Raw genomic sequence first — 26,108 nt, 5'->3', positions numbered from 1 at the left:
CCTTACTCACTCGCCTGATTTGACCCAACATTCAAGTTTAATTTCTCACTGGATTGGTCTTCTTCATCGTCTAACTCTTTCATTTCGATCTCTTGCTCATCACTAGCTAGCATTTTTACGTCCATACCTAGAGATTGCAATTCTTTGATCAGAACTTTAAACGATTCAGGAATACCAGGCTCAGGAACATTTTCACCTTTTACGATTGCTTCGTAAGTCTTAACACGTCCAACAACATCATCCGACTTAACAGTCAGAATCTCTTGTAGTGTATATGCGGCACCGTATGCTTCAAGTGCCCATACCTCCATCTCACCGAAACGCTGTCCACCGAATTGTGCTTTACCACCAAGCGGCTGCTGTGTAACGAGTGAGTATGGTCCCGTAGAACGTGCGTGAAGTTTGTCATCAACCATGTGAGCAAGTTTGATCATATACATGACACCGACAGAGATGCGGTTGTCGAATGGTTCACCTGTACGACCATCGTAAAGAACAGTTTTACCATCACGTGGCATACCTGCTTCTTCAAGCGTTTCCCACACATCTTCCTCGCGGGCTCCATCAAATACTGGAGTTGCAACATGGATGCCAAGCGCACGCGCTGCCATTCCGATGTGCATCTCTAACACCTGTCCGATGTTCATACGAGACGGAACACCAAGCGGGTTCAACATGATATCGATCGGCGTACCATCAGGTAAGTACGGCATGTCTTCTTCAGGAAGTATCCTTGAGATAACACCCTTGTTACCGTGGCGTCCCGCCATTTTATCTCCTTCATGAATCTTACGCTTCTGTACGATATATACGCGAACTAGCTGATTTACTCCCGGAGGAAGCTCATCGCCATCTTCTCGGTTAAAGATCTTCACGTCGAGCACGATTCCGTCGCCGCCATGAGGGACACGTAATGAAGTATCACGTACTTCACGAGCTTTTTCTCCGAAGATTGCGTGAAGGAGACGTTCTTCAGCCGTAAGTTCCGTAACACCCTTAGGCGTTACTTTACCAACGAGAATATCGCCGTCTTTTACTTCAGCACCCATGCGAATAATTCCTCGCTCATCAAGGTTACGCAGAGCGTCTTCCCCAACGTTAGGAATATCACGAGTGATTTCTTCAGGTCCAAGCTTCGTGTCACGAGCTTCTGACTCATACTCTTCAATATGAATTGACGTATAAACGTCATCTTTTACGAGACGTTCGCTCATAATAATAGCATCCTCGTAGTTATAACCTTCCCATGTCATAAATCCGACAAGGACGTTACGACCGAGTGCCATTTCGCCTTTTTCCATTGAAGGACCGTCACCAAGAATTTCTCCTTTAACGACGCGGTCACCTTCGTCTACGATCGGCTTCTGGTTATAGCAAGTTCCTTGGTTGGAACGGATAAACTTCAGTAATCGATAGCGATCGAGGTCGCCTTTCACTTCCTGACCATCTACAACGGAGATACGACGAACGTGAATTTCTGCAGCAGACGCATACTCGACGATACCGTCGTGTTTACAGATGACAGCAGCACCGGAATCTTTTCCGTTAACGTGCTCCATCCCCGTTCCTACGATTGGTGATTCAGGAACCATCAAAGGTACAGCCTGACGCTGCATGTTCGCACCCATTAGTGCACGGTTGGAGTCATCGTTCTCAAGGAACGGGATACAAGCCGTTGCAGCCGAAACAACCTGCTTCGGGGATACGTCCATGTAATCGATCTTGTCACGGTTGATGATGATGTTTTCATCACGGAAACGTGCAACAATATCTTCTTCTTTAAATGATCCATCATCGTTTAGCTTAGCGTTTGCCTGTGCCACAACGTAATTATCCTGTTCATCAGCAGTAAGGTAATCGATAAACTCTGTTACCTTTCCTGTTTCAGGATCTACTCTGCGGTATGGCGTCTCGATAAACCCAAACTTGTTAACTCGCGCGTATGAAGATAGGGAGTTAATCAGTCCGATGTTTGGACCCTCTGGTGTTTCGATCGGACACATTCTTCCGTAGTGAGAATAGTGAACGTCACGAACTTCGAATCCTGCACGCTCACGAGTTAGTCCACCCGGTCCAAGAGCAGATAAACGACGCTTGTGAGTAAGCTCAGCTAGCGGGTTTGTCTGGTCCATGAACTGAGATAGCTGTGAGCTACCAAAGAATTCTTTGATCGATGCAATTACCGGACGAATGTTGATTAGCGCCTGTGGCGTGATCACATTTGTGTCCTGAATCGACATACGCTCTCTTACTACACGTTCCATTCTGGACAAACCAATACGGAATTGGTTTTGTAGCAATTCACCTACTGAACGAAGGCGGCGGTTACCAAGATGATCGATATCATCTGTGTTACCAACCTGGTGAAGAAGGTTAAAGAAGTAATTGATAGAAGAAATGATATCTCCAGGCGTGATGTTTTTCACTCCGGAGTCAATTCCACCATTACCCATAACATTAATCACACGTTCACCTTCAGGATCGTCAGGTGCATATATCTTAATAGATTGTAATCCTATAGAATCATCTTCAATTACCCCGCCATGAGGTTCAACGTTTTTAAATCCAACGTTTGTTTCAATAGCAGGTAGAATCTTATCTAGCAGGCGGCGATCAAGAATCGCGCCTTCTTCCGCAATCACTTCGCCTGTCTCAGGGTCAACGAGCGTCTCTGCTAAACGTTGATTGAATAGACGGTTCTTGATATGAAGCTTTTTATTAATCTTGTAGCGCCCTACATTTGCTAGGTCATAACGCTTCGGATCAAAAAAGCGGGAATCAAGTAAGCTTTTTGCGTTATCGACAGTCGGCGGCTCACCAGGACGTAAGCGTTCATAGATTTCTAGAAGCGCTTTTTCTGTTCCGTCCGTGTTGTCCTTTTCCAGGGTATTGCGAAGATATTCATCTTCACCTAGGAGATCTATGATTTCTTGATCAGACCCAAACCCTAACGCTCTGAGCAATACCGTAATCGGTAGCTTTCTAGTACGGTCGATCCGTACGTAGACAATATCTTTGGCATCAGTTTCAAATTCCAGCCATGCTCCTCGGTTTGGAATGACAGTAGCTGTATATCCCTTTTTGCCGTTCTTATCAATCTTCTTGCTATAGTAGACACTTGGAGAACGCACAAGCTGAGATACGATGACTCGTTCTGCCCCATTAATAATAAAAGTACCTGTTTCAGTCATCAACGGGAAGTCACCCATGAATACTTCTTGTTCCTTAACTTCACCCGTTTCTTTATTGATTAGGCGCACTTTTACTCGTAAAGGTGCAGAGTATGTCACATCTCGCTCTTTGGTTTCTTCCACGGGATACTTTGGTTCACCTAGGCTATAGTCAACAAACTCTAGCACAAGATTACCAGTGAAATCTTCAATCGGAGAAATATCCTGGAACATTTCTCGTAAACCCTCATCAAGAAACCATTGATAAGAAGCCGTTTGAATCTCAATTAGATTTGGTAAATCTAATACTTCTTTGATTCGCGCGTAGCTTCTTCTTTGGCGGTGGCGTCCATACTGAACTAGTTGGCCTGTCAAATGATTCACCCCTCAAATCCAGCGTATTTATTTTTTTTGCCCCTCGATTTTCTCTATAAAAAGAAAACTATCGTTGGACAAAAAAGAAAAAGGGCATAAATTAGTTTTTCCCCTTATCTATAAGCGATTATATTAGTTTTCCCAGTCTCAAGTATAATATACTTCGCGTCTTTTCGACACAAAAAAGGCCTGGAAAATCCATCATTGGCATTATAATATATTAGCACAGCCTGTCTACGAAGTCAAAGGATAATCTAATATTTTACTTGACTGCTTTAAGAATATAGTATCCTTTCTTTTTGACAACCGTTTCGACCGTTTGGAACATTTCTTCAAGCTTTGCAATAGCGGATGGAGCACCCTGTTTTTTCTGGATCACGACCCAAAGGGCTCCGTTTTCCTTCAATACACCGTGGGCTTCTTCAAAAATACCATGCACGACTTGTTTGCCTGCTCGAATAGGCGGGTTTGTAATAACGCACGCAAATGTTCGGTCTTTTACAGAACTAAGCTGATCACTTGTCATCACGGATACATTCGACACGTTGTTACGAGCTGCATTCGACATCGCTAGATCTACTGCGCGCTCATTAATGTCCAACATGTAAAATCGGCGTTCAGGAAACTGAGAAGCGAGCGATATCCCAATAGGTCCATATCCGCACCCAACATCAGCAACGTTTCCTTCTACTTCCGGTTCTACAAATGATTCGATAAGAAGTTTACTGCCAAAATCAACTTCTTTCTTTGAGAAAACTCCGGAATCTGTCGTGAATTGAAACTTAGACCCTCGCAAAACTTCCGTGATTTGGTTGGGTTGACTTTTCACTTCAGGCTTCCTCGTATAGTAATGCTCTCCCATCGCAATCCCTCTTTTCATTGCCATCATCTACAAGCATATCCAGCTTTAAACCATTCATAACCTACAATTACTTTTAAACTACAAAAAGCTCGCTTTTAAAAGCGAGCTTTTTGTTTCAAACCAATTACTTAACTTCGATTGCAGCGCCAACTTCTTCAAGCTTAGATTTCATTTCGTCAGCTTCTTCTTTTGATACGCCTTCTTTAATTGGGCTTGGAGCACCGTCAACTAGTTCTTTAGCTTCTTTCAAGCCAAGACCAGTGATTTCGCGAACGACTTTGATGACTTTGATCTTGCTGCTTCCAGCAGATTCAAGAACTACGTCAAATTCAGTCTTCTCTTCTGCAGCACCTTCAGCTGCGCCACCTGCTGCTGCTACTGGAGCCGCTGCAGTTACACCAAATTCTTCTTCGATAGCTTTAACTAGGTCGTTAAGCTCAAGAACTGTCATTTCTTTGATTGCTTCAATGATTTGCTCGTTACTCATGAGTAAATCCTCCTTAATAGTTGTTTTTTATTAACCGAATTGATAGGCCGTAAACTTACGCGCCTTGATCTTCTTTTTGATCGGCAACAGCTTTTGTAGCCAATGCCATGTTGCGCATAGGTGCTTGTAGCACAGATAGCAACATAGAAAGTAGTCCGTCGCGGTTCGGTAGATCCGCAAGTTCCTTGATCTTTTCGTATGAAACAACGCTACCTTCGATGACACCAGTCTTGATTTCAAGAGCTTGATGATCTTTAGCAAAGTTGTTCAAGATTTTAGCAGGAGCAACAACATCTTGATTACTGAACGCGACTGCCGTAGGTCCGACAAGGTGTTCATTTAAATCAGTAAGTTCAAGCTCTTCTGCAGCGCGACGAGTCATTGTGTTTTTGTAAACACGGAATTCAACATCTGCATCACGCAATTGTTTACGAAGTTCAGTTACTTCACTTACATCAAGTCCACGGTAGTCAACAAAAATTGTTGATTGGCTATCGCGAAGTTTGTCTGCAATTTCCGTAACTAGCTTCTTTTTTTGTTCAACTGCACTGCTCATTGTTCCACCTCCTATAGAAATGTGTCTATACCGTTCCGGAGTATGAGGTCATATAAAAAGCCTTCACATCCGAAGACATGAAGGCATTAACGATCACTTGTATCGAAACACTTCACACCTCGGCAGGATATTAAGTGCCTAGCACCCCTGCTGTCTACGGTACAGAAAGTATTAACTTATCAAACAACATTTTAAAGTATATAAAATATAAACGCTAAAGTCAATAGCTAATTTTATTAGCGGTAGCTAGAAGCGTTAACTTTTACACCAGGTCCCATTGTAGATGTTACAGAAACGTTCTTGATGTAAGTTCCTTTTGCAGCTGCAGGTTTAACCTTGATAAGCGTTTCAACTAGAGTGTTCAAGTTTTCAACAAGCTTATCAGCTTCGAAAGATACTTTACCGATTGGTGCGTGAACATTTCCAGCACGATCTACGCGGTACTCTACTTTACCAGCTTTGATTTCGTTAACAGCTTTCTCAACGTCGAATGTTACTGTTCCAGTTTTCGGGTTTGGCATTAAGCCTTTTGGTCCTAGTACACGACCAAGCTTACCAACTTCGCCCATCATGTCTGGAGTCGCAACGATTACATCAAACTCGAACCAACCTTGGTTGATTTTGTTGATGAACTCAGCATCTCCAACATAGTCAGCGCCTGCTGCTTCAGCTTCTTTAGCTTTTTCGCCTTTCGCGAATACAAGAACGCGTTGAGTTTTACCAGTTCCGTTAGGAAGTACTACCGCGCCACGAACCTGTTGGTCGTTTTTCTTAGGGTCTACTCCTAGACGTACTGCTGCTTCAACTGTTCCATCAAAGTTTCCAATAGAAGTCTTTTGAACGAGTTCTACTGCTTCTTGAGGCTCGTAGAAAGTTGTACGATCAACTAGCTTCGCAGCCTCTTGGTATCTTTTACCTCTTTTTGCCATTTTGTGTTCCTCCTTGAATGTGGTTTAGCGGATTAACCTCCCACTATTTATGACACCAGGATTACCCGATATCATAATAAAAGTTGCGAACCTGTAAAGTTACAGGCAGGAATCCCTTTTAATCGCAACAGCTTGTGACACATTAGTCTTCGATCGTAATTCCCATGCTGCGTGCAGTTCCTTCAACCATACGCATTGCGGAATCAACATTTGCTGCGTTAAGATCTGGCATCTTTGTTTCAGCGATCTCACGCACTTTATCACGCTTTACAGTCGCAACTTTGTTGCGGTTAGGTTCACCAGAACCTGACTCGATTCCTGCTGCCTTCTTAAGAAGAACTGCAGCTGGTGGAGTTTTTGTGATAAATGTAAATGAACGGTCTTCAAAAACCGTGATTTCAACTGGAATAATCATGCCAGCCTGGTCAGAAGTACGAGCATTGAACTCTTTACAGAATCCCATGATGTTAACTCCAGCCTGACCTAGTGCAGGTCCAACTGGCGGTGCGGGATTCGCCTTCCCAGCCGGGATTTGCAACTTAACAACTTTAATTACCTTTTTAGCCACGCGACACACCTCCTTAAGTCCGTGATGTGGTATTTGGGTGTTTTCACCCTCCCACCTTTATATCAAATAATGTCTCGATTGGTATGAGACTCATGAAACATTAAAATTCTATCATTAATAAAAATGTTTTTCAAGAGCTTTTCTTTTAGATCTTCTCAACTTGTCCAAAATCAAGCTCTACAGGAGTCTCACGGCCAAACATGTTAACGTGTACTTTCACCTTTCCTTTGTCTGTGTCGATGCCTTCGATCGAACCAACAAAGTCAGCGAAAGGACCTTCTTTAACCTTAACTTTTTCCTGTAGTTCGAAATCAACATCCGCTTTCGGCTGTTCCATCCCCATCTGCTTCAGAAGATTTTCAACTTCTTCAGGAAGAAGTGCTGTTGGTTTTGAACCTGCACCTGCTGATCCTACGAAGCCAGTTACCCCAGGGGTGTTACGAACTACATACCATGAGTCGTCTGTCATAACCATTTCAGCTATAACATAACCAGGGAATACTTTCTTTAAGACGGTTTTCTTCTTACCGTTCTTAATTTCTGTTTCTTCCTCTACTGGTACAAGAACACGAAAGATTTTATCTGTCATGCCCATTGATTCAACTCTTTTTTCAAGGTTTGTCTTTACTTTGTTTTCATACCCAGAATACGTATGAACAACATACCATCTTTTTTCCATATATACAGGACTAGTCGTCCTTCCCTCCCCAACTCATTTACTCTATCATTCTAACCTGATAGTGAAAGATTTATAACGAATTAACCTAAAATGAGGCGGATAAGTGAAGAAATACCCTGGTCAACCAAAGCAAAAAATACCGCTACGAAAATAACTGTTGAAACCGTTACGATCGTATAGCGTGTTAGATCCTTGCGCGTAGGCCAACTCACTCGCTTCATTTCTCTTGTCACTTCACGTAAGAACTTACCAGAACGTTGTACAATACTTGCCATTACCTGCTACCCCCAATTGTCTGGTGGAAATAAACTCCCCCGAGAATCATTATAATTGTTCGTCCGATATTCGAACGCCCTTTACTTTGTTTCACGATGCACTGAGTGCGCATCACAGTATTTACAATACTTGTTCACTTCGATGCGGGCTGGGTTTGCTTGAGAGTTTTTCATAGTTGTGTAGTTACGGCTATTGCATTGGACACATGCTAGTGCTACTTTTTTACGCATAATGACACCTTCCTAAGCCACGCAGTTTGAAGTTTGTTGAGCAAATCATACCGATATTGATGGTATGACATTAGCTTCACCTTTTATTTTATATAAATCCATACATTTATACAGCATAAAAAAGACAAAAATAAAAAAACGTTCAGTGACGCTGTGACGTTCGTTGAAAAATCTAGCAAAAAGTACATATTAGTACATCTATCAATTTATCACAGCACGATTCGGAGTGTCAATAAAGGCTGGAAGGACACTAGCAAAGAAAAAACAGGGGAAAGAATTCCCCTGCTTGAGGCTTGTCCATATTAAAGGCTTACTTCACGCAGTTCCAAATAGCGTTCGAGCTTACGTTTCACACGTTGAAGCGCGTTATCAATGGACTTGACATGACGATTTAAATCCACAGAAATCTCCTGATAAGAACGTCCATCAAGATAAAGCATCAACACTTTTCTTTCTAAATCGCTCAAAATTTCTGACATTTTAAGTTCTATGTCATCAAATTCTTCTTGATTAATGATGAGTTCTTCAGGATCTGTGACCTTCGTGCCGCAAATGACATCTAGCAACGTCCGATCAGATTCTTCATCGTAGATTGGTTTGTCTAACGATACATAAGAATTTAGCGGAATGTGCTTTTGTCTCGTTGCAGTTTTGATCGCTGTAATCATCTGCCGGGTGATGCACAGTTCGGCAAACGCTTTAAAAGATGAGAACTTGTCTCCTCTAAAATCACGAATAGCTTTGTAGAGACCGATCATCCCTTCTTGAATGATGTCTTCGCGGTCTGCTCCAATAAGAAAATATGACCTCGCTTTAGCGCGTACGAAATTTTTATACTTCGTAATCAGATGTTCCAACGCTCGACTATGACCTTCATGAACCATCACTACTAGCAATTCATCATCAAGTTGATCGAACGCTACTTCTTCCAGGTGTCTTTGGCCTGCTGTCAGCTGCTCATTATCTACCGTGCTTTCCTTGAGGTCTACTGTGCTCAATATGCGTTCCCCCCGACCAGTACGCTATATAGAAATATTATACAGGACATGTCGAAAAATCGTCAACCTACTATTTACCGCCTCTTCTCCATTTTTCAAATATTTCGCTAACTTCTTCAGACAAAAACAAGCCTGTTGAGCGATTTTCTCTATTAACCTTATCAACTCTTTTTTCGATACCCTTTTCGATTCGCTGCATTTCATTGTATAACTCCCGAGCTGACTTTCTTAATGCGCCTTGGCCAAAGATTGCCCACTGCTCCGTATAATCAGAGGTAGCCACATGAACTTGAGTGCGGATATCTTTAAGTTCCCTCGCAAGCTTTTCAATCCGTTCATCCGCTGTTTCGTTCTCTCTTGTGTAAATGATCTCTACGCCATACAAACTATTTTTCTTCTCCACACCACGGGCGAGGTGAGCGTCAAATACGACGATCACCCTATACCCTGTGTATGCTTGATATTCAGCCATATATTCGATTAATAGCTCGCGGGCTTTACTAAAATCATTATCTTTTAATGTCCTAAGTTCAGGCCAGGCGCCGATAATATTATAGCCATCAACAAGCAGCACATCCATGATTATTCTCCTAGGGGATGACGTTGTCGGTAGACTTCATACATCATTAGACCAGCCGCTACTGAAGCGTTTAGCGACGTAACTTTACCAGCCATCGGAAGGCTAACGAGGAAGTCACATTTATCTTTAATTAAGCGACCAATCCCTTTGCCTTCACTACCAATAACAAGTCCAATCCCCATGTCGTATGACGCTTCTCGGTAATCTTGTCCACCTTTAGCATCTGTTCCTACGAACCAGATTCCTCTATCCTTCAGTTCATCCATCGTACGAGCAAGATTCGTCACTCTCGCTACTGGCACATATTCGAGCGCCCCGGTTGATGACTTTGCAACTGTCGATGTGAGTCCAACAGCTCTCCGCTTAGGTATAATCACACCATGAGCCCCAACTGAATCAGCCGTTCTCAAAATGGATCCAAGGTTGTGAGGATCTTCGATTTCATCAAGAATTAGAAACAAAGGCTGCTCACCAGATTCCTCCGCCTTCTGAAAGAGATCTTCAAGATCTGCATATTCGTATGCAGCAATCGAAGCCACTACGCCTTGATGATTTGATTCTCCTGAGAGTTGCTCTAACTTCTTCTTTGGCACAAATTGAACAAGAACATTTTGCGCCTTTGCCTTTTGTACAATAGGTTGAAGCGGCCCTTTTTGCGATCCTTCATTAATCCAGATTTTATTAATTTCATGACCTGACTTTAGTGCTTCTAACACTGCATTTCGGCCTACGATAAACTCTTTACCCATCAGATTTCACTTCTTTCTTCGGTTCTTCCACAAATTTATAAAATTTCTCAAGCAACTCATGCTGTCGTTCTGCATTCCCCTCTAAGTACAAGTATCCAAACAACGCTTCTAGAGCTGTGGAATATTTGTACGTGCTCACTGACGTGTTTTTAGGAACGGTTCCTGACTTCGCATTTCTTCCTCTGCGCACGACCCCTATTTCTTCTTCTGTGAGAGCATCCTTGTCCAAAAGATCGTGAAGATACGCAGCCTGTGCTTTAGCTGATACATATTTCGTTGCTGTTTTATGAAGCTGGTTCGGTCTTATATGACCCAGTGATAAAAGCCGCTCTCTAACGTGGATCTCAATCACTGAGTCTCCCATATAAGCCAAAGCTAATGAATTTAGCTGTTTTACGTCTAATTCTTTCATTACTCGCTCCTCTTCCAACGAACGCCCTGTGGTGTATCTTCTAAAAGAATTCCCTGCTCCTTCAATTCATCGCGAATCTCATCCGCTCTTGCAAAGTTGCGTTGCTTTCTAGCTTGATTTCGTTCTTCGATCAATTGATCGATGTCCTCATCAAGGAGGCCCTGTTCTTGTTCAAACGAAAGACCAAGTACAGATCCAATGTCCTTAAATCGCTCTAAGAACATCTCTAGCACATCTTTTGATGAATTTGATTCTTGCAAATAAAGATTTGCTTCCTTCGATAGTTCAAATAAAATGGAGATTGCGTTTGCTGTGTTAAAATCATCATCCATCTCTGTAACGAAACGGTCATGATACGTTTTGATTTTTCGCTTCCATTCGTCTGCATCTTTTGCAAGGTCCGCACTATTTTCAAGTCGATGTGTTAAATTCTCTACAGTATCCTTGATACGCACCAAACCAGTCTTCGCACTCTGCAGAAGCTCGTGATTGAAGTTGATTGGATTGCGATAATGAACAGATAACATAAAGAATCGGATAGCCTCTGGATCATGTTGTTTGATCAGATCATGCACGAGCACAAAGTTACCGAGTGACTTAGACATTTTTTCGTTATTAATATTGATATACCCGTTATGCAGCCAATAATTCGCAAAAGACTTTCCTGTTAGGGCTTCTGTTTGTGCAACTTCGTTCTCATGGTGTGGAAAAGCGAGGTCTTTACCACCTGCATGAATATCGATCGTGTCACCAAGGTATTTCTTTGCCATCGCAGAGCACTCGATGTGCCAGCCTGGTCGACCTGCTCCCCATGGGCTCTCCCACGAAATCTCTTCTTCTTTAGCCTGCTTCCATAGGGTAAAGTCTAACGGATCTTCTTTCTTCTCACCTACGACAATTCGTGAGCCAAGTTTCAGTTCGTCGATCGATTGATGAGAAAGCTTACCATATCCCTCAAATTCTCTCGTTCTAAAATAGACATCTCCTTCAGATTCATATGCGAACCCTTTCTCAATCAAAGCGGAGATAAAAGTGATGATTTCCTCCATGTTTTCCGTTACTCTAGGATGCTCATCTGCTTTGAGTACTCCTAGTGCGCCAACGTCCTCATGATAGGCATCGATGAAACGTTCAGCGACTTCCGGAACTTCTACTCCCAGCTCATTTGCAGCACGGATCAACTTATCGTCTACATCTGTAAAATTAGAAACATATCGCACATCGTATCCTCGATATTCTAGATAGCGACGAACAACATCGAATACGATCGCTGGGCGCGCATTTCCGATATGGATATAGTTGTATACGGTAGGACCACACACATACATCATTACCTTACCTTCTTCTATTGGCTGAAAGTCTTCCTTCTTTTGTGTCACAGTGTTATATAGTCTAATCGCCATCTTTTTCACTCCTTAGCTTCTCTAATTGTTCTTGTAACGAACGCATTTCTTTTTCCATCTGCTTAAATTTATCTGCTACTGGGTCTGGCATATTATGATGCTCAAGATCATGGGGCACTTTGACGCCATTTTGAATCACAACTTTTCCTGGAATACCGACGACCGTTGAATTTGCAGGAACATTCTGCAACACCACTGACCCCGCTCCTACCTTCGAATTCTCTCCAATCGTAATCGAACCTAGAACTTTCGCTCCTGTAGCGACAAGCGTATTATCCTCTAACGTAGGGTGCCGTTTCCCTTTTTCTTTACCTGTTCCTCCAAGAGTGACTCCTTGGAACAGTGTTACGTTATTCCCGATCTCACAGGTTTCCCCAATAACCACGCCCATTCCATGGTCGATAAAACAGCGTTGCCCAATCGTTGCTCCGGGGTGAATTTCAATCCCAGTGAAAAAGCGACTGATTTGAGAAACGAATCGTGCTAAGAAGAAGAACTTTTTCTTCCAAAACCAATGAGCGAACCTATGTGACCAGATCGCATGAAGTCCTGCATAGGTCAAAATCACCTCAAAGTAACTTCTTGCAGCCGGATCTTGATCAAAGACGACATCTATATCCTGTTTCATTGTCTTCCACACTGAATTCATCCCTCCCCTTTTTTGATTAAAACAGCTTATTAAAAAAAGCGTCTCTGTGTGATTACATTAATCACACAGAGACGCTTTCGCGTGGTTCCACTCTGTTTTATATCTCCCATAAGGAAATACCTTTCACCATTAACGGCGGTTACCGCTCCTACATACTTTTCTTACAGAAGTTCTGTAGAAGACTCAGAGGTGCATTTCAGTGAAGACATACTTAAGCCGCTTTCAGCCGAGACGGCTCTCTCTAATAAGATGCCATTCACTTACTTCTCCTCATCATCGTTTTTATATTTTATGCTTAGGATTGGCTTAATCCGATAACCTGATTCAAACGTGCTTTCACTGTTTCTCTACCTAACAGGGAAATCGCATTCGGTAGCTCAGGTCCGTGTGTTTCGCCAGTAGTAGCAACTCGAATCGGCATAAACAGTTTCTTACCTTTATGACCCGTAGCTTTTTGCGTTGCTTTAATTGCAGCTTTGATTTCAGCTGGCTCAAAATTAGCCACTTCTTCAAGCTGATGAAGAAAACCTTCCATCACTTCAGACACTTGCTCTTCGTTCAGTACAGCCATTGCTTCTTCATTATAATTAATTTCTTGCTTAAAGAACAACTCTGTAAGCTCGACAATTTCTTTTCCATAATGAAGCTGCTCTTGATAAAGAGAAATAAGCTCTTTCGCCCACTGGTGCTGCTCATCTGTCATCTCTTCTGACAAACGACCCGCTTCAATAAGATGTGGAAGAGTAAGGTCCACTACTCGATCAAGGCTAGCAGCTTTAATATACTGGTTATTCATCCAGTACAGTTTTTGTGAATCAAATACTGCTGGAGACGTTGATAAGCGCTCCGCATCAAAGATTTCAATCAACTCTTCCTTCGTAAATACTTCTTCTTCGCCCTTCGGTGACCAACCGAGCAACGTAATAAAGTTAAACAGCGCCTCTGGTAGGAAACCAAGGTCGTGGTATTGCTCAATGTATTGAACGATCGACTTATCGCGTTTACTTAACTTCTTCTTCTGATCATTTACGATCAGTGTCATGTGACCGAATTTAGGTGGTTCAAACCCGAACGCATCGTAAATCATGAGCTGTTTCGGTGTGTTTGAGATATGATCATCTCCGCGCAGCACGTGAGAGATCTTCATATAATGATCATCTAGCGCTACCGCATAGTTGTAAGTTGGAATTCCATTCTTTTTCACAATAACAAAGTCACCGATGCCATTGGAATCGAACGAAACGCGTTCTTTTACAATATCGTCGAATGAAAATTCTCTGTCGCGAGGGACTGCAAAGCGAATACTTGGCTCGCGGCCTTCCGCTTCTAGCGCTTCACGCTTTTCTTCAGTTAGATGACGACATTTACCAGAGTAGCGAGGCATTTCTCCTCGTGCACGCTGCGCTTCCCGCTCAGCTTCTAACTCGTCTTCCGTACAGTAACACTTGTAAGCAAGGTCTTTTTCAAGAAGTTCAGTCGTGTGCTTTGTATAAATATCAAGGCGTTCCATCTGACGATAAGGGCCAAACTCGCCTTCTTTGTCAATGCTTTCATCCCAGTCCATACCTAGCCATTTTAAGTAATCGAGTTGATTCTGTTCGCCACCCTCAACGTTACGAGTTTGATCAGTATCCTCGATTCGAATAATGAATTTACCGTTCTGACTTCTTGCAAACAGATAGTTAAATAATGCAGTACGAGCATTCCCTATATGTAGATACCCCGTTGGACTTGGCGCATATCGCACCCTAACTTCGTTTCCCATTTTATACACCACCATTAATTTTATCTTTAACTGTCTTATTATTTTACCATTAGAGTCAAATTATCGGTCAACTGGTTTGTAGTAAGACGACTACTTCTGCCGCGATGCCCTCTCCTCTACCTGTAAACCCTAACTTCTCTGAAGTTGTCGCTTTGACATTCACTTGTTCAAGCTCTGCTTCAAGGAGTTCTGCAATGACTTCACGCATCGCAGAGATATGAGGAGCCATCTTCGGCATCTGCGCAATAATCGTACAGTCTACGTTTCCAAGAACGTAGCCCTTTTCTTTCACAATGTGAAAAACATGGCGCAGAAGTTCTTTCGAATCTGCATCTTTAAATGCCTCATCCGTATCAGGAAAATGCTTCCCGATATCTCCTTCCCCAATAGCTCCAAGACAGGCATCTGCCACAGAATGAAGCAATACATCTGCATCTGAATGACCTAGTAACCCTTTCTCAAAGGGAATTGTAACGCCACCAATGATACAAGGGCGTCCCTCGACAAGCTGATGTACATCAAATCCATGCCCGATTCGCATTAAGATCCACTCTCCTTCTTCTCTCTTAATATAGCCCTAGCGAAAATTAAATCTTCAGGAGTCGTTAATTTAACATTCCAATAGTCGCCTGGAATAATCTTAACGGTCCTTCCGTTCATTTCTACAAGACTTGCATCATCTGTCCCAACGATATTGTTCTCTTCGGCCCAACGATGAATGTCCTTTATGATAGAAAGACGAAAAGCCTGCGGAGTTTGAACTGCCCACAAGCTTGATCGATCAATGGTTTTATCAACCTTTAAATCACTTACCTGCTTTACGGTATCTTTTACCGGCACAGCCACTACTGCGCCGTCATATGTAGAGGCAGCCTCCGCTAAACTAGAAGCCATATCGAGTGTAAAGAAAGGACGAGCGCCATCGTGAATAAGAACGACCTTTTCGCCATCTAGCGCCTTCAGGCCTTCGTATACACTTTGCTGCCGTTCTCTGCCACCTGTGACGACCCTAGTAACCTTCGTAAGGTTATACTCCCTGATCAATAAATGAAAGTCCTCATGTTCTCGTTCATTTACTGCTAATACAATTTCTTCACAGTTCTTATCACTCTGAAAAACCGATATCGTATGCACGATAATCGGCTTTTCATCAAGCATGATAAATTGTTTATTTTTACCTGCATTCATACGCTTCCCCTGGCCTGCTGCAGGTATAACAACAGAATACTTCAAACCTAGAACCCCCGTTAGCTATCCCCTAGAGCGCCTTTTCAAGCAATTTAGGCTTGGCAAAAATCATACGTCCAGCAGATGTTTGCAGTACGCTCGTCACAAGAACATCGATTGTTTTACCAATGTAGTCTCTACCGTCTTCTACTACGATCATTGTACCATCATCCAGGTATGCAACTCCCTGGTTGTATTCTTTCCCGTCCTTGATCACCTGTACATTAAGCTCTTCTCCAGGAAGGACAACGGGCTTAACTGCATTTGCAAGATCATTGATATTAAGCACTTGAACCTTTTGCAGTTCGCACACTTTGTTAAGATTGAAGTCGTTCGTAACCACCATTCCATTCACAAGCTTAGCAAGCTTCACTAGCTTACTGTCCACCTCTTGAATGTCATCAAAATCTCCTTCATAGATCTCAACGTTTATTGCGAGCTCTTTTTGTACTTTGTTTAAAATATCTAGACCTCGTCGGCCTCTGTTTCTCTTTAAAACATCTGAAGAATCAGCAATATGCTGGAGTTCTTCAAGGACAAACTGCGGAATGACAAGCGTCCCTTCGAGGAAGCCAGTTTGACATATGTCAGCGATTCGTCCATCGATGATGACACTTGTATCGAGGATCTTTAGCTTTGATGAGCCAGAATCGATCTCTGGTTCCTCAGACTCTCGCTTCTTCTCTCTACCTTTGTTGTTATTGAATAGGTTGATAAGTTCATCACGTTTCTTGAACCCAACTTGAAACCCAAAATAACCACAAAGTACAGTCATGAATATAGGCAGAACATTGCTTACGACTGGCAGCTTAATTTCAGCCAGAGGCATATTAATTAAAAATGCAACTATAAGTCCAATAATCAGCCCAATTGTCCCAAATAAAACATCACCTACTGGAGCCTTAACAACCTTCTCTTCAATGATGCGAATAAAATCAACGATATAATCTGTTATCCAAAAAGTTGCTAGGAAAAATAGAACCGCTCCGATCACAGCACCTGCATAAGAATTACTGAAAACGGATGGGATGTCACCTATATTGAGTAATTGAATGAGTTCTGGTAAGTAAATTAAGCCCAGCGCGCCGCCTAAAATGATAAAAAATAACTGAATGATCCACTTTATCATCGACGTTTTCACCTCCTTCTATCATTATATACAATTTACTAAAATTGAAACGTTATTCTTGAAGTTTGCGAATTTTATAGTATGATAATAGGTTAGCTTTTATGCATATAAATTAATTATAGAGTAGCACAGCCCCTATTGAATGTCTATTTGTTCGCCCTATATATGCCGATCTACAAACAACTGTTCCTGAATGCGTTTCAAGCCCGCTTTTATTTTTTTCGCCCGAATTTCTCCAATTCCTTCAACTTTATCTAACTCTTCTATAGAAGCGGTAGCAATATCATTTAGGTTCCCAAAACTACTAACAAGGTTCTCTATGATATTTGAAGGTAAGCGAGGAATCTTATGTAAGATCCGATATCCCCTTGGTTTCACAGCTTCGTTTTGTTCTTCATACCCTAATATTTTCATGATCGAATGATCTTCAAGCAAATCATCGCTCGTTAGTTTTTTCAACCTCTTCATAACATCTGCTGGTGTTTCGTCGACATCCTTAACATAGTCTCCGATCAGCCATCTTGCCTCTGCTTCTAGGTTTGTTACGAGCTCTTCCATCTGCATGCTGATCAATCGTCCCTCAGTACCGAGCTCGTTTATATAATTTAATATCTCCTGCTTAATTCTAAGCACCATTTCTATTCTATGAATAACTTGCGCTACCTCTTGCAAGGTGGCAAGCTCTTCGAATTCAAGAGCTCCAAGATCGGTTATCCCTTGATCTAGTACTGATTTATACTTTTCAAGCGTCTGCATCGCTTGATTTGCTTTTGTCAAAATAACGCCGATCTCTTTCAATGAATAGCGAATGTTGCCCTGGTATAGCGTGATAACGTTTCGTCTTTGAGAGATCGAAATCACTAGATTGCCTGTTTGCTTGGCGACACGCTCTGCGGTTCGATGGCGAATTCCGGTTTCTGTTGAGGGAATCGTGGTATCTGGTATTAACTGCGTGTTTGCATAAAGAATTTTGTTTGCCTCTTTATTGATGATGATTGCGCCATCCATTTTAGCGAGTTCATATAGATAGGCTGGTGTGAAACGACAGTCGATTGAAAACCCACCATCAACTAAATCTTGCACTTTTCCGTTATAGCCGACAACGATCAATCCACCCGTTTTCGCTCGTAATATGTTATCGATGCCCTGTCGTAACATCGTACCGGGCGCCACTATCTTTAAGATGTCATTGATTACCTCCTGCTTTTTTTCTGTTTCCATCAGTTAACCTCCCAATGCTTCGTTTAATGCTTCATCTACGGTTTGAACACCTATTACCTGAATTCCTTCTGGAAATGACCATCCGCCGATATTCTTCTTAGGAATAATCGCTCTCTCAAAGCCAAGCTTTGCTGCCTCTTGCACACGTTGTTCGATTCTCGATACTCGTCTGATTTCCCCGGTAAGGCCAATTTCTCCAACAACGATGTCAGTAGCTCTCGTCGGTTTATCACGGAAACTGGAAGCTACTGAAATAGCAATGGCTAAATCGATCGCCGGTTCATCTAGCCTTACACCACCCGCAACATTTAGGTATGCATCCTGATTTTGAAGAAGTAGTCCGACCCGTTTTTCTAGAACCGCCATCAGTAGTGAGACTCGATTATGATCAATACCCGTTGCTGTTCTTCTAGGATTTCCAAAACTTGTTGGTGATATTAGCGCTTGAATCTCTACTAAAACAGTCCTCGTCCCTTCCATCGAAGCGACAACAGTGGAACCTGCTGCACCTGATGACCGCTCTTCAAGGAAGATTTCTGAAGGATTTAGAACTTCTTCGAGACCCTCTTCTTTCATCTCGAAAACACCTATTTCATTCGTTGATCCGAATCGATTTTTGACACCTCTTAGAATTCTGAACGTATGGTGGCGTTCTCCTTCAAAATATAAAACTGCATCAACCATATGCTCAAGTAGACGAGGTCCTGCAATCGATCCTTCTTTTGTTACATGGCCAACGATAAAGATCGCGATTCCACGTGTTTTCGCTATTCTCATCAATTGTGAAGTACATTCTCTTACTTGGGAAACGCTTCCTGGCGCAGATGTAACTTCCGATCGAAATATGGTTTGAATTGAATCGATAATGACGAGTTGTGGTTCAATTTCATCTATCGCTTTACTAATATACTCTAAATCAGTCTCAGCTAATACAAATAGTTTTTCTGCATCTACCCCTAATCGGTCTGCTCGGAGCTTCGTTTGCTTCACAGACTCTTCACCAGAAATATAAAGAACTGGGTGGTCTCTTTCTGCAAGTTTTGATGAAGTTTGTAATAATAACGTAGACTTTCCGATCCCTGGGTCTCCTCCTACAAGAGCAAGAGAGCCTGGAACGATTCCTCCCCCTAATACGCGATCAAGTTCTACAATTCCTGTTAAAATGCGATCCTCTTTCTCCTTTTTCACATTTCGGATCGATTCAGGTTTGCTTGTTGTCGTATCATTAGAGGTTACAAAGCGTCTGCGATCAGTGTCAGATGGAACAAACTCTTCTACCATCGTATTCCACTGATGACAGCCTGGGCATTTCCCCATCCATTTCGCAGATTCATAACCACAGTCTTGACACATAAACTTCGTTTTTTTCTTAGCCATCTTCTTCCCCACCTTCAATGTACCGAACACTTTTTCTTATATCATCATATCACAACTTTCAAGGTCCTATGACCTTACAGCACTTGCCTATGTATGGAAATACTCGCTGTTCTTTTCCCTTTATTGAGACGAAACATGCCTATAAAAATAAGAAAACCGGAAGACAGCAGCCTTCCGGTAGAAACATTTTACTTAGACGTTGCTTCAGACAGCGTTTCAACTACGAAATCTTCGTTCTTGTAGTCGATTTTCACGCGCTGACCTTTTTCGATGCTGCCTTTTAGCAGTTCTTCAGAAAGACGATCTTCAATGTGACGTTGAAGTGCTCTTCTCAACGGACGAGCTCCATAGTCTGGATCGTATCCTTCCTCTGCAATCTTGTCGAGAGCAGGATCAGAAAGTTCGAATTCAATACCATGGTCTGAGAGGCGAGTTTTTAACTGGTTCGCCATCAGTACGATGATTTCTTTTAAGTGTTTCTTCTCAAGAGAATGGAACACAATGATTTCATCGATACGGTTTAAGAATTCTGGACGGAACGTTTTCTTCAGCTCATCCATCACTTTACTCTTCATATCATTGTACTCTTCGCCTTCAGATCCTGTTGTGAAGCCAACGTATTTATTACGCTTCAGCGTACTTGCTCCTACGTTTGAAGTCATAATAACGACCGTATTTCGGAAGTCGACTACGCGCCCTTTAGAATCTGTCAAACGGCCATCTTCTAGTACTTGAAGTAAGATGTTAAAGACGTCTGGGTGAGCTTTTTCAATTTCATCTAGCAGAATAACAGAGTATGGCTTACGTCTAACTTTTTCTGTAAGTTGACCACCTTCCTCATAGCCCACATAGCCTGGAGGCGAACCTACTAGTCTTGAAGTAGCGTGTTTTTCCATATACTCTGACATGTCGATTCTGATCACTGAATCTTCTTCGCCAAACAGCGTTTCAGCAACGGCTCTAGCGAGTTCAGTTTTACCAACACCCGTAGGTCCTAAGAAGATGAATGATCCGATCGGACGCTTAGGATCTTTTAGCCCGGCACGAGCTCTTCGAACCGCTTTGGAAATAGATTTGACAGCTTCTTCTTGCCCGATCAAGCGATTATGAAGGATCTCTTCCATTTTCAACAGCCGCTCTGTTTCTTGTTCTTCAAGTTTTGATACTGGAATCCCCGTCCAGTTTGCTACGACGATTGCAATATCATCAGGGGAAACTTCTTGATTCTCTTTACCCTGTTTTTCTTTCCATTCTTTCTTAGTCTGCTCAAGTTCTTCTCTCAAGCGTTGTTCAGAATCTCTTAAAGATGCTGCCTTCTCAAACTCTTGACTCTGTACAGCTGCATCCTTCTCTTTCCGAACTTCCTCAAGCTTCTTATCTAGCTCTTTTAGATTCGGAGGAGCTGTATAAGAGCGTAGGCGCACTTTTGAAGCAGCTTCATCGATCAAATCGATCGCTTTGTCTGGAAGGAAACGATCTGAAATATAGCGATCTGAAAGTTTTACCGCAGCGTCGATTGCTTCATCTGTAATCGTTACGCGATGATGTGCTTCATAACGGTCGCGTAGACCTTTTAGAATAAGAGCTGACTCGTCGCTTGTCGGTTCGTTTACCTGAATCGGTTGGAAACGACGCTCTAATGCTGCATCTTTTTCGATATATTTTCTATATTCATCTAGCGTAGTTGCTCCGATACATTGAAGCTCTCCACGTGCTAGCGCTGGCTTCAAGATGTTAGATGCATCGATCGCACCTTCTGCTCCACCGGCACCGATAAGGGTGTGAAGTTCATCGATGAATAGGATGATGTTTCCTGCCTGACGAATTTCATCCATCACTTTCTTAAGACGATCTTCAAATTCACCACGATATTTTGTACCAGCTACTACTGTACCCATATCGAGTGTCATGACGCGCTTATCACGAAGTGTCTCAGGAACTTCGTTATTGATGATCTGCTGTGCTAGACCTTCTGCAATGGCCGTTTTACCAACACCTGGTTCACCGATAAGAACTGGGTTATTCTTCGTTCTACGGCTCAATACCTCAATAACACGTTCGATTTCTTTACTACGACCGATTACGGGATCCAGTCCACCGTCACGTGCAATGACTGTTAGATCTCTAGCAAGACCATCTAGAGTTGGGGTATTAGCACTAGCTCCTGCCCCCTGATGACTAGATGAAGAACTTTCATTGCTTCCTAAAAGTTGAAGAACTTGCTGACGAGCTTTATTCAAGCTAACACCAAGGTTGTTGAGCACTCTTGCTGCTACGCCCTCACCTTCGCGAATTAAACCTAATAGGATATGCTCTGTGCCAACATAAGAATGGCTTAGCTTACGTGCTTCATCCATCGATAGTTCGATTACTTTCTTAGCACGAGGTGTGTAGTGAATAGACTGGACAGAATCTTGCCCTCTACCAATCAGCTTTTCTACTTCTTTCTGAATCTTTTCTGAGCCAAGACCAAGAGCAGTCAATGCCTTAGCAGCAATTCCTTCGCCTTCACGAATCAAGCCTAATAGGATATGTTCAGTCCCGACATTGTTATGACCAAGACGAATCGCTTCTTCCTGTGCTAATGCGAGCACTTTTTGAGCACGCTCTGTAAATCGTCCAAACATCATCGTTCATCACCCTCCGATTTCTTCGTTTGTTTTTCTAGTTCAAGTCTCTCTCTAATTAATGTGGCTCGTTTAATATCACGTTCTGCAGGATTAAGGCTTGCACCTGCATATTGCTGAAGAAAACCTGGTTGAGTTAGAATTACTAGCTCGTTAAGAATTGATTTAGAGATACCAGCTACAAGACCGATATCGATTCCTAACCGAACATTTGAAAGACACTTCGCAGCTTCCTTCGATTGAATGATTCTGCTATTCTCAAGAGTTCCAAGAGAACGATAGATTCTGTCTTCCAATTCAATTCTTGAATTATCTAGCAACATCCTTCTTGCTGATCGTTCTTTTTCAATGACTTGCATCACTACGCCCTGGAGGTCCTCAATAATATCATTCTCGGTCTTACCTAATGTAATCTGGTTTGATATTTGAAAAATGTTCCCTTGAGCTTCACTTCCTTCACCGTAGCTCCCTCTAACAACAAGACCTAGCTGGTTGATTGCAGGTATGATGTGATTTAGCTGCTGTGTTAACACTAAAGCAGGTAGATGCATCATAACAGATGCCCTCATTCCAGTGCCAACATTCGTTGGACAGCTCGTTAAATATCCTTTTCGCTTATCAAACGCATAATCTACCTTACTCTCAATCCAGTCATCCAAAGCATTCGCGAGGTTTAAGGCTTCTTTCAATCTAAACCCTGCTTCAAGGCACTGAATACGAAAATGATCTTCTTCATTTATCATTATGCTGATCGTTTCATTCTCGCTAAGTAAGACTGCTCCATTTTTTGATTGTTCTACAAGATTTGGGCTAACCAAATGTTTTTCTACAAGAACTCTTTTCTGTGTAGGCCTAAGCGATTCAATCTCGATCAGTTCAAGCTTCCCAATTTCTTCGTTCGGAGCTTCATTAAATTTCTCCTTAATGCTTTCTAGAACCTCTAAATTTTGCTGCCCGTTAGAAAGAACCGGAAAAACATAATTCTTCAAATTTCGTGCAAATCTTATTCTACTACTCATGACAATATCTGAATCTGGTCCTTCATCTTGCATCCATGGACTAACAGCTTCACTGATAAAACGCTGAAGTGACATCATTCTCCCCCTTCCGACGCTTTATGTTCGAGGGATCGAATTAAATCTCTCGTTTCAGCAGCTTTTTCAAATTCCTCCTGCTGAATGTATTCTTGCATTTTACTGCGAAGATTTTGTACCTTACGTTCAATCTCAATCGCTGCTCCAGCACGTTTTGGTAATTTGCCAGAATGAACGGTATTACCACCATGTACCTTTCTAAGTATTGGATCAAGATTCTCTGAGAACGTAGTGTAGCATTCTGAACAACCAAATCGACCGATTTGTGTGAATTGCTGATACGTTAATCCACATTTCGGGCAACTTTGCCGTTCTCTATTGTAAATAGGGTGTGAAGAACTTTCGCTTAACGGTGTTTCAAAATTTAATAACCCCGATAATAAGTTATGGATAGAAAAATGGTTAGTGCCTGGCTCAACCTCACCTTTTTCTTTGGCACACACTTCACAAATATGGAACTCTGTTTTTTGTCCATTGACTATCTTAGTGAAGTGGAGCGTAGCAGGACGCTCACCACATTCCTGGCACGTCATAGGGCAACCCTCCTATTTGTACACAAATGCTATTGCTTATATTTTAGTGATGTAAGCATTGCACGCAGCATATTAGCTCTAAGGTGATCTCTCAGCGGCAACTCTATCGTAATGACTGTTCGATCGAGAACACTTAGCATTAACTTCGCTTCTCGTGCTGAAATAACCTCTTCTTCTAACAGCCTTAGAATAATATTTTCAGATACCGCCTGTGGCACTTGGGTCTTAATCATATTCAGCATGTCATCTATTAAATCTGCATGCGTCTCAGGCTTCACTTTTAATATTCTTATATAACCGCCTCCACCCCTTTTACTTTCCACAATATATCCTTTTTCAATCGTAAAGCGGGTGTTGATTACATAATTAATTTGAGAAGGAACACATTGAAACTTATCAGCAATTTCACTTCTTTTTATCTCAACAGCATCTCTACCTTCTACCATTAAGATTTTCTTAATGTATGCTTCAATTACATCGGAAACATTCCGCACATCGCTGCCTCCCTTCCGTCCCCAAACTGACTTTGACTATATTTGACGTTAAGTATATTATAACGCTTTTCAAATGGATTGGAAAGTAACATGTCTCTTCAATTCTTTGCTTGAACCTTACCATCATTCCCAAATATATGGCATTCATTCCTTGCAATTTATCCTTTTTATCTCCTCGATTTCTTTAAGGTGATCGACTAGTGTTGAGAGTTTCGTTGCATTATTTGTATTCACTAGGATTGAATACGTATAGATTTTCTTATCTCCCTCATACTGCGCTTTTTTTGGATCATCCGTTTTCATTTCTAGAACACTTATATCCATTTCCTCTATCTTTTCTATAACAGATTTTAGCGAAAACCCCTCCTCAACAAAGAGATTCACCCAATGCTGTGACTTAGAAAGGTAGAGCTTCTCAATCTTGCTTAAGAAAACAAGGCTCAAAACAACGATTGATGTAGTCAATATCGCCTCATAGATCATTCCTACTCCGACGACTAACCCTATCCCAGCAACTACCCAAATCGATGCTGCAGTTGTTAGCCCTCTCACCGTCCAACCGTTTGCTAATATAGTTCCAGCACCTAAAAACCCTATACCACTTATGACATATGAGGGTATACGAGAAGGGTCAAAGTTAATATTAGCGTGAGTCTCATTATATTCTTCAAAACCATATAGAGATAATAGCATCATCAAACACGCTCCAACCCCAACAAGAATGTGAGTCCGAAAACCTGCTGGGTGCCTTTTAAACTCTCTCTCGATACCTATAACTCCACTTAATACTGCTGCGATCAAAATCCGTATCGATATCGTATCGAAATTGTCTGCTAGTGTAATGTCGAATACTTCCATGATAGATCCCTTTCTCTGTTTTCTTTTGATGTATTTTACCCTTCTATTAATGAAGTTTAACGTGGAATGTATTGATTGTTGCTTCGAACTGGGAGAGATTAGAAAGGATGCAATGGGTTTGTTTTAGGGTAGAATGCTGGAGTGGATTATTTGCGCTTTTGGGAAGGATATCAGCGGAAAATTCATTTTTTCTCTGTCGTTTGGTTTTATTAGCGAAGCGTTGTTTGTAACGATTGATTTGGTAAAAGCACATTCAGATAAGACCTTCTTAGGGCGGGAATCCGGGGGATATTCGCGAAATTTTCATTTTATCCGCGATAATCCTGATATATCCGCGCTTTTCAATTCATATCCGCGAAATCTAGCCATTTATCCGCGATTCTGAGAATATATCCGCGAAACCCCTTTTCAGGAACCCCTGATGACTCAACTCCACATTTAGACAAAACAAAAAAAGCCAGAGCTCTATGCTCTGACTTCTCACTTGCCTAGCGACGTCCTACTCTTGCAGGGGGAGAGCCCCCAACTACCATCGGCGCGCGAGCTTAACTTCCGTGTTCTCATACGGGGCGCGATAAGCGGCGAACTTCTTCGTCAGCTGCGCGATGCTGGATCCTCATAGATCTCCGAATATCTACTCCGGTCCAGCCTCACTTGCTTCCTCGAATTTCTTGCTTCTCCCACCCCTACGAAGCTTTCGAAGATGTTCTTGTTTGTCTTCTCAATGAAGGTACTCACCTTACGGTCCAACGATACAAACCAAAACCATACAAAAAAGCCAGAGCTCAATGCTCTGACTTCTCATTTGCCTAGCGACGTCCTACTCTTGCAGGGGGAGAGCCCCCAACTACCATCGGCGC

26 protein-coding genes and 2 other annotated features are annotated in these 26,108 nt (G+C 42.2%); all 26 genes read right to left on the bottom strand.

All coding sequences use genetic code 11. The features are described from left to right. Nucleotides 1-2: 2 nt before the first annotated feature. The 26 genes from rpoB to ACXAHI_RS19505 all read right to left on the bottom strand — a co-directional run bounded on the left by rpoB (nucleotide 3) and on the right by ACXAHI_RS19505 (nucleotide 25,248). Nucleotides 3-3,545 (bottom strand): DNA-directed RNA polymerase subunit beta, encoded by a 3,543-nt coding sequence (gene rpoB / locus ACXAHI_RS19630; protein ID WP_270182781.1) that lies wholly within the window; start codon nucleotides 3,543-3,545, stop codon nucleotides 3-5. A 262-nt stretch (nucleotides 3,546-3,807) separates the two neighbouring features. After that, nucleotides 3,808-4,407: a class I SAM-dependent methyltransferase gene (locus ACXAHI_RS19625; RefSeq protein ID WP_474850759.1), complete on the bottom strand. Its 600-nt coding sequence runs from the start codon at nucleotides 4,405-4,407 to the stop codon at nucleotides 3,808-3,810. 124 nt (nucleotides 4,408-4,531) lie between these two features. After that, nucleotides 4,532-4,894, bottom strand: a complete 363-nt coding sequence (gene rplL / locus ACXAHI_RS19620) for a 50S ribosomal protein L7/L12 (protein WP_270182780.1) — start codon at nucleotides 4,892-4,894, stop codon at nucleotides 4,532-4,534. A 55-nt stretch (nucleotides 4,895-4,949) separates the two neighbouring features. Further along, the gene (gene rplJ, locus ACXAHI_RS19615) at nucleotides 4,950-5,450 is read right to left on the bottom strand and encodes a 50S ribosomal protein L10 (RefSeq protein ID WP_270182779.1); all 501 of its coding nucleotides are present in this window, start codon (nucleotides 5,448-5,450) and stop codon (nucleotides 4,950-4,952) included. A 44-nt stretch (nucleotides 5,451-5,494) separates the two neighbouring features. Continuing rightward, nucleotides 5,495-5,628: a sequence feature (ribosomal protein L10 leader region), on the bottom strand. Nucleotides 5,629-5,686: 58 nt separating this feature from the next. Then, complete coding sequence (gene rplA, locus ACXAHI_RS19610; RefSeq protein WP_270182778.1) at nucleotides 5,687-6,379, bottom strand: 50S ribosomal protein L1; 693 nt, start codon at nucleotides 6,377-6,379, stop codon at nucleotides 5,687-5,689. A 142-nt stretch (nucleotides 6,380-6,521) separates the two neighbouring features. Continuing rightward, nucleotides 6,522-6,947, bottom strand: a complete 426-nt coding sequence (rplK, locus tag ACXAHI_RS19605; RefSeq protein WP_048313309.1) for a 50S ribosomal protein L11 — start codon at nucleotides 6,945-6,947, stop codon at nucleotides 6,522-6,524. Between the two features lie 145 nt (nucleotides 6,948-7,092). Then, nucleotides 7,093-7,626: a transcription termination/antitermination protein NusG gene (nusG, locus tag ACXAHI_RS19600; RefSeq protein ID WP_474850730.1), complete on the bottom strand. Its 534-nt coding sequence runs from the start codon at nucleotides 7,624-7,626 to the stop codon at nucleotides 7,093-7,095. An 80-nt stretch (nucleotides 7,627-7,706) separates the two neighbouring features. Continuing rightward, nucleotides 7,707-7,901 carry a preprotein translocase subunit SecE gene (gene secE, locus ACXAHI_RS19595; protein WP_270182776.1) on the bottom strand — a complete coding sequence of 65 codons (195 nt, stop codon included), beginning with the start codon at nucleotides 7,899-7,901 and terminating at the stop codon, nucleotides 7,707-7,709. Between the two features lie 81 nt (nucleotides 7,902-7,982). Next, nucleotides 7,983-8,132 carry a 50S ribosomal protein L33 gene (gene rpmG, locus ACXAHI_RS19590; RefSeq protein WP_270182775.1) on the bottom strand — a complete coding sequence of 50 codons (150 nt, stop codon included), beginning with the start codon at nucleotides 8,130-8,132 and terminating at the stop codon, nucleotides 7,983-7,985. A 302-nt stretch (nucleotides 8,133-8,434) separates the two neighbouring features. Continuing rightward, a complete protein-coding gene (gene sigH / locus ACXAHI_RS19585) occupies nucleotides 8,435-9,085 on the bottom strand; it encodes an RNA polymerase sporulation sigma factor SigH (protein WP_263623095.1) in 651 nt (216 codons plus the stop codon). Between the two features lie 115 nt (nucleotides 9,086-9,200). Next, entirely contained in the window at nucleotides 9,201-9,710 is a 510-nt protein-coding gene (locus tag ACXAHI_RS19580; RefSeq protein ID WP_224885265.1) for an NYN domain-containing protein, read from the bottom strand. A gap of 2 nt (nucleotides 9,711-9,712) precedes the next feature. Next, nucleotides 9,713-10,459: a 23S rRNA (guanosine(2251)-2'-O)-methyltransferase RlmB gene (rlmB, locus tag ACXAHI_RS19575; protein ID WP_270182773.1), complete on the bottom strand. Its 747-nt coding sequence runs from the start codon at nucleotides 10,457-10,459 to the stop codon at nucleotides 9,713-9,715. Continuing rightward, complete coding sequence (locus tag ACXAHI_RS19570) at nucleotides 10,452-10,871, bottom strand: Mini-ribonuclease 3 (protein ID WP_474850728.1); 420 nt, start codon at nucleotides 10,869-10,871, stop codon at nucleotides 10,452-10,454. Before ACXAHI_RS19570 ends, rlmB begins: the two co-directional genes overlap by 8 nt. After that, nucleotides 10,871-12,274, bottom strand: a complete 1,404-nt coding sequence (gene cysS / locus ACXAHI_RS19565) for a cysteine--tRNA ligase (RefSeq protein WP_474850726.1) — start codon at nucleotides 12,272-12,274, stop codon at nucleotides 10,871-10,873. The genes ACXAHI_RS19570 and cysS overlap by 1 nt, the downstream gene beginning before the upstream one ends. Further along, the gene (cysE, locus tag ACXAHI_RS19560) at nucleotides 12,264-12,914 is read right to left on the bottom strand and encodes a serine O-acetyltransferase (protein ID WP_270182770.1); all 651 of its coding nucleotides are present in this window, start codon (nucleotides 12,912-12,914) and stop codon (nucleotides 12,264-12,266) included. Before cysE ends, cysS begins: the two co-directional genes overlap by 11 nt. A 73-nt stretch (nucleotides 12,915-12,987) precedes the next feature. Next, nucleotides 12,988-13,209, bottom strand: a binding site (T-box leader). Between the two features lie 9 nt (nucleotides 13,210-13,218). Continuing rightward, nucleotides 13,219-14,688, bottom strand: coding sequence for a glutamate--tRNA ligase (gltX, locus tag ACXAHI_RS19555; RefSeq protein WP_474850724.1), 1,470 nt, complete (start codon nucleotides 14,686-14,688; stop codon nucleotides 13,219-13,221). 67 nt (nucleotides 14,689-14,755) lie between these two features. Beyond that, on the bottom strand, nucleotides 14,756-15,229 hold the full coding sequence (gene ispF, locus ACXAHI_RS19550) for a 2-C-methyl-D-erythritol 2,4-cyclodiphosphate synthase (RefSeq protein WP_270182768.1): 474 nt from the start codon (nucleotides 15,227-15,229) through the stop codon (nucleotides 14,756-14,758). After that, nucleotides 15,229-15,921 carry a 2-C-methyl-D-erythritol 4-phosphate cytidylyltransferase gene (ispD, locus tag ACXAHI_RS19545; protein ID WP_270182767.1) on the bottom strand — a complete coding sequence of 231 codons (693 nt, stop codon included), beginning with the start codon at nucleotides 15,919-15,921 and terminating at the stop codon, nucleotides 15,229-15,231. The genes ispF and ispD overlap by 1 nt, the downstream gene beginning before the upstream one ends. 25 nt (nucleotides 15,922-15,946) lie before the next feature. Beyond that, entirely contained in the window at nucleotides 15,947-17,044 is a 1,098-nt protein-coding gene (locus ACXAHI_RS19540; RefSeq protein ID WP_474850721.1) for a PIN/TRAM domain-containing protein, read from the bottom strand. A gap of 159 nt (nucleotides 17,045-17,203) precedes the next feature. Further along, on the bottom strand, nucleotides 17,204-18,265 hold the full coding sequence (disA, locus tag ACXAHI_RS19535) for a DNA integrity scanning diadenylate cyclase DisA (RefSeq protein ID WP_474850719.1): 1,062 nt from the start codon (nucleotides 18,263-18,265) through the stop codon (nucleotides 17,204-17,206). 3 nt (nucleotides 18,266-18,268) lie between these two features. Further along, entirely contained in the window at nucleotides 18,269-19,642 is a 1,374-nt protein-coding gene (radA, locus tag ACXAHI_RS19530; protein ID WP_474850717.1) for a DNA repair protein RadA, read from the bottom strand. A gap of 188 nt (nucleotides 19,643-19,830) precedes the next feature. Then, on the bottom strand, nucleotides 19,831-22,272 hold the full coding sequence (gene clpC, locus ACXAHI_RS19525) for an ATP-dependent protease ATP-binding subunit ClpC (RefSeq protein ID WP_474850715.1): 2,442 nt from the start codon (nucleotides 22,270-22,272) through the stop codon (nucleotides 19,831-19,833). Further along, on the bottom strand, nucleotides 22,269-23,363 hold the full coding sequence (locus tag ACXAHI_RS19520; protein WP_474850713.1) for a protein arginine kinase: 1,095 nt from the start codon (nucleotides 23,361-23,363) through the stop codon (nucleotides 22,269-22,271). Before ACXAHI_RS19520 ends, clpC begins: the two co-directional genes overlap by 4 nt. Then, on the bottom strand, nucleotides 23,363-23,896 hold the full coding sequence (locus ACXAHI_RS19515; RefSeq protein WP_270182762.1) for a UvrB/UvrC motif-containing protein: 534 nt from the start codon (nucleotides 23,894-23,896) through the stop codon (nucleotides 23,363-23,365). The genes ACXAHI_RS19520 and ACXAHI_RS19515 overlap by 1 nt, the downstream gene beginning before the upstream one ends. Before the next feature lie 29 nt (nucleotides 23,897-23,925). Then, nucleotides 23,926-24,390 carry a CtsR family transcriptional regulator gene (locus ACXAHI_RS19510; protein ID WP_270182761.1) on the bottom strand — a complete coding sequence of 155 codons (465 nt, stop codon included), beginning with the start codon at nucleotides 24,388-24,390 and terminating at the stop codon, nucleotides 23,926-23,928. Nucleotides 24,391-24,534: 144 nt separating this feature from the next. Then, entirely contained in the window at nucleotides 24,535-25,248 is a 714-nt protein-coding gene (locus ACXAHI_RS19505) for an MgtC/SapB family protein (protein ID WP_474850711.1), read from the bottom strand. Nucleotides 25,249-26,108 lie beyond the last annotated feature (860 nt).

The sequence above is a fragment of the Anaerobacillus sp. ABD4_527 genome (genome assembly GCF_056160805.1).
Note: the sequence above shows the minus strand (reverse complement) of the source record. Positions and strands in the feature narration are given on the sequence as shown.

What these genes read in the sequence shown, in the direction of transcription:
- gltX (WP_474850724.1), bottom strand. Translation starts at nt 14,688, where the DNA reads ATGGGAAACGAAGTTAGGGTGCGATATGCGCCAAGTCCAACGGGGTAT.
- ACXAHI_RS19625 (WP_474850759.1), bottom strand. Translation starts at nt 4,407, where the DNA reads ATGGGAGAGCATTACTATACGAGGAAGCCTGAAGTGAAAAGTCAACCC.
- rpmG (WP_270182775.1), bottom strand. Translation starts at nt 8,132, where the DNA reads ATGCGTAAAAAAGTAGCACTAGCATGTGTCCAATGCAATAGCCGTAAC.
- nusG (WP_474850730.1), bottom strand. Translation starts at nt 7,626, where the DNA reads ATGGAAAAAAGATGGTATGTTGTTCATACGTATTCTGGGTATGAAAAC.
- rlmB (WP_270182773.1), bottom strand. Translation starts at nt 10,459, where the DNA reads ATGGGTAAAGAGTTTATCGTAGGCCGAAATGCAGTGTTAGAAGCACTA.
- ACXAHI_RS19520 (WP_474850713.1), bottom strand. Translation starts at nt 23,363, where the DNA reads ATGTCACTTCAGCGTTTTATCAGTGAAGCTGTTAGTCCATGGATGCAA.
- ACXAHI_RS19505 (WP_474850711.1), bottom strand. Translation starts at nt 25,248, where the DNA reads ATGGAAGTATTCGACATTACACTAGCAGACAATTTCGATACGATATCG.
- disA (WP_474850719.1), bottom strand. Translation starts at nt 18,265, where the DNA reads ATGGAAACAGAAAAAAAGCAGGAGGTAATCAATGACATCTTAAAGATA.
- ACXAHI_RS19540 (WP_474850721.1), bottom strand. Translation starts at nt 17,044, where the DNA reads ATGATAAAGTGGATCATTCAGTTATTTTTTATCATTTTAGGCGGCGCG.
- secE (WP_270182776.1), bottom strand. Translation starts at nt 7,901, where the DNA reads ATGGCAAGTATTGTACAACGTTCTGGTAAGTTCTTACGTGAAGTGACA.
- radA (WP_474850717.1), bottom strand. Translation starts at nt 19,642, where the DNA reads ATGGCTAAGAAAAAAACGAAGTTTATGTGTCAAGACTGTGGTTATGAA.
- rplL (WP_270182780.1), bottom strand. Translation starts at nt 4,894, where the DNA reads ATGAGTAACGAGCAAATCATTGAAGCAATCAAAGAAATGACAGTTCTT.
- rplA (WP_270182778.1), bottom strand. Translation starts at nt 6,379, where the DNA reads ATGGCAAAAAGAGGTAAAAGATACCAAGAGGCTGCGAAGCTAGTTGAT.
- ispF (WP_270182768.1), bottom strand. Translation starts at nt 15,229, where the DNA reads ATGCGAATCGGGCATGGATTTGATGTACATCAGCTTGTCGAGGGACGC.
- ACXAHI_RS19570 (WP_474850728.1), bottom strand. Translation starts at nt 10,871, where the DNA reads ATGAAAGAATTAGACGTAAAACAGCTAAATTCATTAGCTTTGGCTTAT.
- rplJ (WP_270182779.1), bottom strand. Translation starts at nt 5,450, where the DNA reads ATGAGCAGTGCAGTTGAACAAAAAAAGAAGCTAGTTACGGAAATTGCA.
- ACXAHI_RS19515 (WP_270182762.1), bottom strand. Translation starts at nt 23,896, where the DNA reads ATGACGTGCCAGGAATGTGGTGAGCGTCCTGCTACGCTCCACTTCACT.
- cysS (WP_474850726.1), bottom strand. Translation starts at nt 12,274, where the DNA reads ATGGCGATTAGACTATATAACACTGTGACACAAAAGAAGGAAGACTTT.
- ACXAHI_RS19580 (WP_224885265.1), bottom strand. Translation starts at nt 9,710, where the DNA reads ATGGATGTGCTGCTTGTTGATGGCTATAATATTATCGGCGCCTGGCCT.
- clpC (WP_474850715.1), bottom strand. Translation starts at nt 22,272, where the DNA reads ATGATGTTTGGACGATTTACAGAGCGTGCTCAAAAAGTGCTCGCATTA.